This window comes from Pseudonocardia sp., from assembly GCF_025965585.1.
Lineage (GTDB): Bacteria > Actinomycetota > Actinomycetes > Mycobacteriales > Pseudonocardiaceae > Pseudonocardia.
In genome coordinates this window covers 1-7061 of the sequence record NZ_JAOPWR010000395.1, presented here as the reverse complement: position 1 = coordinate 7061, position 7061 = coordinate 1, and the positions used below count along the sequence as shown (strand labels likewise).

6 protein-coding genes are annotated in these 7061 nt (G+C 71.4%); 3 read left to right on the top strand and 3 right to left on the bottom strand.

Annotated features, from left to right (window positions below; genetic code table 11):
- The first annotated feature begins 192 nt into the window (after positions 1-192).
- The gene (locus tag JWR81_RS24610; protein ID WP_297657826.1) at positions 193-1068 is read left to right on the top strand and encodes a formate/nitrite transporter family protein; all 876 of its coding nucleotides are present in this window, start codon (positions 193-195) and stop codon (positions 1066-1068) included.
- A 169-nt stretch (positions 1069-1237) separates the two neighbouring features.
- Entirely contained in the window at positions 1238-1687 is a 450-nt protein-coding gene (locus JWR81_RS24605) for an SRPBCC family protein (RefSeq protein WP_297657823.1), read from the top strand.
- Here JWR81_RS24605 and JWR81_RS24600 read toward each other — a convergent pair.
- Both JWR81_RS24600 and JWR81_RS24595 read right to left on the bottom strand, forming a co-directional pair.
- Positions 1660-3267: an NAD(P)/FAD-dependent oxidoreductase gene (locus JWR81_RS24600; protein ID WP_297657820.1), complete on the bottom strand. Its 1608-nt coding sequence runs from the start codon at positions 3265-3267 to the stop codon at positions 1660-1662. The genes JWR81_RS24605 and JWR81_RS24600 overlap by 28 nt on opposite strands.
- 153 nt (positions 3268-3420) lie before the next feature.
- Positions 3421-4296: an NAD(P)-dependent oxidoreductase gene (locus tag JWR81_RS24595; protein WP_297657817.1), complete on the bottom strand. Its 876-nt coding sequence runs from the start codon at positions 4294-4296 to the stop codon at positions 3421-3423.
- Positions 4297-4566: 270 nt separating this feature from the next.
- Between JWR81_RS24595 and JWR81_RS24590 the strand changes: the two genes are divergently transcribed.
- Positions 4567-5451 carry an alpha/beta hydrolase gene (locus tag JWR81_RS24590; protein WP_297657814.1) on the top strand — a complete coding sequence of 295 codons (885 nt, stop codon included), beginning with the start codon at positions 4567-4569 and terminating at the stop codon, positions 5449-5451.
- Positions 5452-5619: 168 nt separating this feature from the next.
- Here the strand turns inward: JWR81_RS24590 and JWR81_RS24585 are convergent.
- The coding region (locus JWR81_RS24585) for a bifunctional 3-(3-hydroxy-phenyl)propionate/3-hydroxycinnamic acid hydroxylase (protein ID WP_297657811.1) at positions 5620-7061 on the bottom strand (1442 nt) is incomplete at its 5' end.

The window sequence follows — 7061 nt, the reverse complement described above, 5'->3', positions numbered from 1 at the left end:
CAGGCCTCGATGACGGGCGGATTGCTGCAGCCCGGTCCCCGGCAGGCTGCGACGCGCGGCGGGTACCCGAAAGCTGCTTGTCCAAACACGACTGATCACTCGTCTCACGGTTCACCGGCCGACCCCTACGCAGTCGGCTTCGGGGGACAGCCGGATGGGTACACAGCTGGTGATGATCACCAGGCGGAGCGCATGATCGACACCATGGACCAGGACCCGGACGAGCCGTCCGGACGACCACCGTCGGGCGGATCGCGCGACGTCACGTCCGCGATCGGCGCCCGGGAGGAGCCGGAGATCGAGGACGCTTTCGACAGGCTCGTCTCGGAGGGACGGGACCGGCTCAGCCGGCCGTTGCTGTCACTCCTGACGACCGCGTTCGTCGGAGGCCTCGACGTCGGCATCGGCGTGCTCATCTACCTGGTGGTCCGCGCCGAGACGGGCAACCCTCTGATCGCCGCAGCCGTGTTCCCCATCGGGTTCGTGGCGCTGCTACTCGCGCGCAGCGAGCTGTTCACGGAGAACTTCCTGGTCCCGGTCACGGCGGTGGTGGCGCGGGAGGGCACCGTCGTCGAGCTGCTGCGCTTGTGGGTGCTCAGCCTCGCCGCGAACCTGCTCGGTGGCTTCGTCATGGCCGGGATGATCGTCGTCGCCCTGCCCGACGTCCGTGCCACGGCGGTGGAGACCGGCTCCCACTACGCGCACCTCGGCGTGACGTGGCAGTCGTTCTTCCTGGCCGTCCTCGCCGGCCTGGCCATCACGGTGCTCACGCGGATGCAGCACGCCACCGACAGCCTCGGCGTTCAGTTGGTGCCCGCTGTGCTGCTGTCGTTCGTGCTGGTCGCTGCGCAGCTCTTCCACTCCGTGCTCGACTCGATCTTCATTTTCGCCGGTCTGCTGACGGGTGACGCGACCTACGGTTACGGCGATTGGGCGGTCGCGCTGGGCTGGTCCGCGTTCGGCAACCTCGTCGGCGGTCTCGTCCTGGTCACGGCGGTGCGCCTGCTGCGCGTCGGACACCGGGTGAAGGAGGAGCGCGAAAGCGCCGCGTCGGGAACGCCCGACTGACGTCCGCCGAGTACTCGGTGTGATGACACCTGAGAGCCGGCCCAGCACGTCCGTCACGGTCGAGGTCGAGCAGAACGAGCGAGGCTGGATGGTGGTGCACGTCGTCGACGGCGAGCGAAAGACGATCGAGCTCCCGCGGTGACGCTGACCTTGTCCCTATAGTCGGTCGGTGATAGAGGTCAGCCGGTTCAGCCCGGCGAGTGTCGATGTGGTCTGGTCCGTCCTTGCCGACGGGTTTCTCTACGCCTCGTGGGTGGTGGGGGCGTCGCGGGTGCGGGCGGTGGATGCCGGCTGGCCCGCGGTGGGCTCGCGGATCCACCACTCGGTGGGGAGCTGGCCGGTGTTGATCGACGACGTCACCGAGGTGGTCGACTGTGAGCCGGGCCGGCTGCTGGTGTTGCAAGCGAGGGGCTGGCCGGCCGGTGAGGCCCGCGTGGAGCTGCAGCTGACCCCGTCGGTCGAGGCCGGGGTGGACGGTTGCCGGATCGGGATGCGCGAGGACGCCACGCACGGGCCGGGCCGGTTGGTACCCCGGGCGGTACGGCAGTTGGCGATCGCTCCGCGGAACAAGGAATCGCTGCGGCGGTTGGCCTATCTGGCCGAGCGTCCCCGGCCGTAGATGGCGGTGAGCAGCGCCGACGTGGACAGCCGCCGGACGGGGCCGGCCCAGCCGTGATCGGCGAGCGCGGCGCGGGCTGCATTCGCTCCGCAGGCGCCGTGTACGGAGCCGCCGGGGTGGGCCGCTGCGCTGCCGAGGTAGAGGCCGCGGATGACGGTCTCGGGGCGGCCGGTGCCTGGTACCGGCCTCAGGAACAGTTGCTGGTGGATCTGGTTGGTGCCCCCGCCCAACGCACCGTTGACCAGGTTGGCGTCGGCGGCGAAGAGGTCGGACGGGCGCTGCAGATGCCGCCCGCTGACGCGCTCGCGGAAGCCGGGCGCATGTGCCTCGACCATGTCCTCCATGCGCTGCGCGAGCAGCTCGGCCGGCTCGTCCGCGGTCGTGCCGCGGGGGAGATGGGTGTAGGCCCAGGCGCTCTCGGTTCCGGCGGGGGAGCGGGTCGGGTCGGCGGTGGTCATCTGCCCGAGCAACGCGAACGGGGTGGTCGGGAGCCTCCCGGCGGAGAGATCGGCCATCCAGATGACGATGCCGTCGGCGTCGGCGCCGAGGTGGACGGTCCCCGCGCCGTGCGCCCCGCCCGCGTGCCAGGGGATCGGTCCGTCGAGCGCCCAGTTGAGCTTGACGACCGGGGGGTCCCAGTCGAACCGCTCCATTGCTCGAAGCAGGCGTGTGGGCAGCGTGTCAGGTGGCAACAGGTCGCCGTAGAGAGACGTGGCGGCGACGTCGGCGATCACGGCGCGGCGGACCCGCAGGGTTGTGCCGCCGACCGTGGTGACGTCATGGACTCGCCCGTGCCGGACGCCGATGCGGGTGACCGCGTCGCCGACACGGACAGCGACGCCGCTCGCGCGGGCGCGTGCGGCCATCGCCTGGGCGAGCATGCCCGCGCCGCCCACCGGCACGGGGAACCCGACGTCCTGGGCGAGCATCGACATCAACCAGCCGAACATCCCGCTGCCTGCGGCGTCCGGCGGAATGTCGGCGTGCATCGCATTGCCGCTGAGCAACAGCCGTCCGGGTTCGGCGTGGAAGAGCTCGGTCGCCATCCGCCGGACAGGTAGCAGCAGGAACCGAGCCAGGTCGAGCGTTGCCCGGCCCCCTAGTGCTCGCAGGAGACCGGCGGGCCCGGTGACCGGCGGGAAGGGGGTGAACAGGGTGTCGAGCAGGTGCGGCTTGAGCTGTTGCCACTGTTCGACGAGCCGTAACCAGGTCTGGCCGTCGCGGGGGTCGGCCTCGGCCAGGTGCGCGGCGGTGCGTGCGGGATCGCGGTACAGCACGGCGGCGTGCTCGTCGTCGGGCCCCGACGGGTGCGCCAGCACGGTCGGGGCGTGGGTCCAGCTCAGCCCGTGGTCCTCGAGCCCGAGGGCGCCGATTACCGGCGAGACGGCGCTCATCGGGTAGAAGGCGCTGAACAGGTCCGACACGTAGCCGGGGAACAGCTCCGCCGAGCGGACAGCGCCCCCGACGTCGGGTTGGGCCTCCAGCAGCACGACGTCCCAACCGGCATCGGCAAGAGTGGCGGCAGCGACCAGCCCGTGGTGTCCACCGCCGATGACGACGGCATCCACGGTCTCCGGCATGGCCTGACCATGCCAGATGTACCTCTTCCCAGCCATCCGGACCGCGCCCGTTGCCATGCCCGATGTGAACACGCCTTCGCTCTCAGCTGCACCCGAGGGTGCGCGGGTCACAGGTGAGTCCATCTCGGGGGCGAGAGCGTGTGCGTCGTCGCCTCAGCTGCCGAAGCTGGCGAAATAGGTGGCTGCGACGTCCTCGTCACCGTGCCCCATCTCGATCGCCTTCCGCATGCGGGCCAGCATGGCTTCGGCCACCGGGAGGCCCACGTGGCATGCGTGAGCCAGCGCGACGATGAGGGCCGCATCCTTCGTGGCGTTCTCCAGGGCGAACGAGGGTTCGAAGTTGTTCTCCAAGATCGCCTTCGCCTTCATCCGCAGGTAGGGCACATCGAGCGGGCCGCCCTCCACGACGTCCAGGAAGAGTCGGGGGTCGACCTCCGCGCCCTTGGCCAGCGCCATGGTCTCGGCGACGGCGTTCGTGAGGCCGACGACCCAGTTGTTGGCGACGAGCTTGAGCGTGCTGGCCACCGCACGAGCGGCGTCGTCGTCGACCCAGAGGATCTTCTTGCCGACCACCTCGAACACCGGCTGCACCGCCGGGCGCGCCGCATCGGGTCCGGCCGCCATGATCACCAGCTGGCCTTGCTCGGCGGGCTGCCTGGTCCCCAGGACCGGCGCGTCGACCAGCGACAGCCGGTACTCACCGGCGAACTGCGCCTCGGCGGGGACGGCCTGCGGTCCGGTGGTGGACATCTGCGCCCAGACCTGGCCCTCGCGCAGCCGGGGCGCCGCCTCCTTCATCGCGTGCAGCACGGCATCGCCGTCACGGAGCATCGTGATGATCACGTCGGCGCCGTCGACGGCCTCCGCCGGAGTCGCCCCCAGCACAGCGCCCTGCTCGGCCAGCGGCTCGGCCTTCTCCGCGGTCCGGTTCCAGACGCGCAGCGGTGTCCCGGCTCGGAGCAGGGTGCGCCCCATCGCAGAGCCCATGATCCCCGTGCCGAGCAGCGCCACTGCCGGCTTGTCGGTCACTTCCGTTCCCCTCGCCGTCCGAACGTCGCTGCGCCACCGTCAGAGCACGTGTGTACCCGGAGTGACGGGATCCGAACGTGGTTGTGCCAGCGCGCGTAACAACGAGGTCTACTCGCTCCGTGCCGGTCTCCCGGTGCTGAACTGGCGTTCCGACCCGGGCAAAACGCAACCAAACAGAGCTTTCGACGCCCTCATGTTGCCTACACGTTACGAGCCAGTCATGCTCTGTTCGAGGTCATCGACGCCTTCACCGCACCCGAGGAGCGCATGATGCCGGGAATCCCGCACCGCGTCCCCGTTCCGCTCGAGCACCGCGTCGACCTCGGCGACCGTGGCCGCTGCCGGGTGTGGGAATGGCCCGGCCCGGTCGGAGCGCCCACCGTCGTGCTGCTGCACGGCGTCGCCCTGGACGCGGAGACCAACTGGTTCCCGGTGTGCCCGACGCTCAGCACCCAGTTCCGGGTGATCACGTTCGACCTCCGCGGGCACGGTCAGGGCGGCCTGCCCACCACCGGGACCTGGCGGATCGAGGACTGCGCCGACGACGCCGCCGCGGTGGTGCACGCGCTGGCCACCGGACCCGTCATACCCGTCGGGTACTCGATGGGCGGCATGGTCGCCCAGGAGCTGTGGCACCGGCACCCCACCCTCGTGGCCGGTCTGGTGCTCTGCGCGACGGCCCGCAATGTGGCCGGCACCCCTGGGGAGATGTTCCTCAGCATGGGCATGCCCTGGGCCATCGGTGCGGCCAAGTGGGTGCCGCTGCTGTCGGCGATCGGATCGGACTCGTTGGCCGGCCCGCTGCTCGACGCCTCGATGGACGGGCCCGCGCGCGCTGCCGCCCTGCGCCATATGCGCCGGACCTCCCTCTGGGTCGCGCTCGAGGCCATGCATGCGGTCAGCCGCTTCACCTCCCACCGCTGGATCGGCACTGTCGACGTACCGACAGGGGTGCTCGTGACCAGGCACGACCGGATCGTCGATCCGCGGAGGCAGGGCAAGCTCGCAGCCTCGATCCCCCACAGCAAGGTCGTCGAGATCGCCGGAGACCACGGCGTCTTCCTCGCGGATCCCACAGCGTTCGGCCACGCCCTGCTCGAGGTCTGCTCCGCAGCGGCCCAGCCGCCGTCAACCGGTTCGACCAGCGCCGCGTAACCCGTCTCGTCGCCTCCCCTCGGGCGGTGACCTCGTCACACGCCTCCGAGTGGAGCAGGCCGGACCGCACGGGAAGCGCGGCTGGGCCACCGCGGCCTCCCGCGCGGGCGGCGGCGAACGATGACGGCCCTGCTGGTGACCGGGCCGTGCTCGGCGTGCGGTAGTCCGTCAGCCACGGTCGGTCGCCATGACGATCCGGTCCGGCCGCAGGAGCACGGCGGTGGTCCGGGCCGTCCGCAGCCATGCTCGAAGCGTCCTGCCGTCGTCGATGGTCCCCTCGGAGCCATCGGCCACCGTGATCTCCCGCGCACCGACGGCACGGGACCGCGCACGCAGTGCCGGCCCGATCGGTCCGGTCGTGATCAGCGCGAAGCCGGGACCGAGGACGTCGTCGAGACGCACGGTTCGTCCGCCGCGACGGACGAACGGCTGTGGGCAGGCGGAGCCCGACAGGTCGCCGCGCCGGCGTCGGTCGTCGACCCAGGGGCCTGATGGGTAGCGCGTGGTGAGTGCGGCTGCGGCGCGTGCCCGTACTCCCGGCAGCCGCAGCAGCGTGGCGGCGATCGGGCGGCGCAGCGCCGCGACCACGCCCTGGCCGCCGGTCATGGCCCGTCCGACCCGGATCCCTGTGCGCACCACGTCGCGTGCATGAGCGCCCCGCTCGTCGCCGTAGCTGGTGAGCAGGTCATCGCCGGCGTCCCCCCGCAGTACCGCGGCGAGCTTCCACGCGAGGTTGTGGGCATCGCCGAGGCCGAGGCCGAGGCCCTGCCCGATGAAGGGCGGGGTGAGATGGGCGGCGTCGCCGACGAGCATCACCGGGCCCCGGCGCCACTGGTCGGTGACCGCGGCCCGGAAGGTGTAGGCGCCGCTGCGCAGCACGGTCCATCCGGCGGGGGAGAGCCCGCCCGTCCAGGGGGCGATGAGGGCGGCGAGGCGGTCCGGCCGGCCCAGGTCGTCGGGTGTCTCGTCCGGCCGCATCCGGAACTCCCATCGGTACCGGTCGGCGGCGAGATGCATGAAGGTGGCGGCGCGGCGCGGGTCGCAGACCTGGTCGACGCCGCCCCAGTTGTCGATCGTCCGGGGGCAGCGGACGTCCACGACGAACCATCGCTCGGCGAAACCCAGATCGTCCAGGTGCGCGCCGATCGCACTGCGCACCGTGCTCTCGGCGCCGTCGCATCCCAGCACGGCCCGGGTCGACCACTGCTCGACCGCGCCGGTGGCGGTGTCCTGGACCGTCACCACGGCCGCGTCACCGTCCTGTTCGACCGCGGTGACGACGGTTCCGCCGTGCAGGGTCACCTCGGGATGGCGGGACAGGTTCGAGCGCAGCAGCGCCTCGAGCGCGGGTTGGTCGAACAGGTTGGCCTCGGGATGTCCGTGCACACCCGGCGACGTGTCGCGGTCGACGACCACGAAGGGTCGTAGCCGGGCGTCCAGCAGTCGTAGCCCGTTGGCGGGCCGGCTGATCGTCGCGAACTCGTCCGCCAGCCCGAGCTGCTGCAGCACGCGGACCGCCGACCCGTCGAGATGCACGGCGCGCGGCATGGGGTAGGGACGGGTGTGCCGGTCCACGACCGTGCAGGTGACGCCGTACTGCGCGAGCAGCG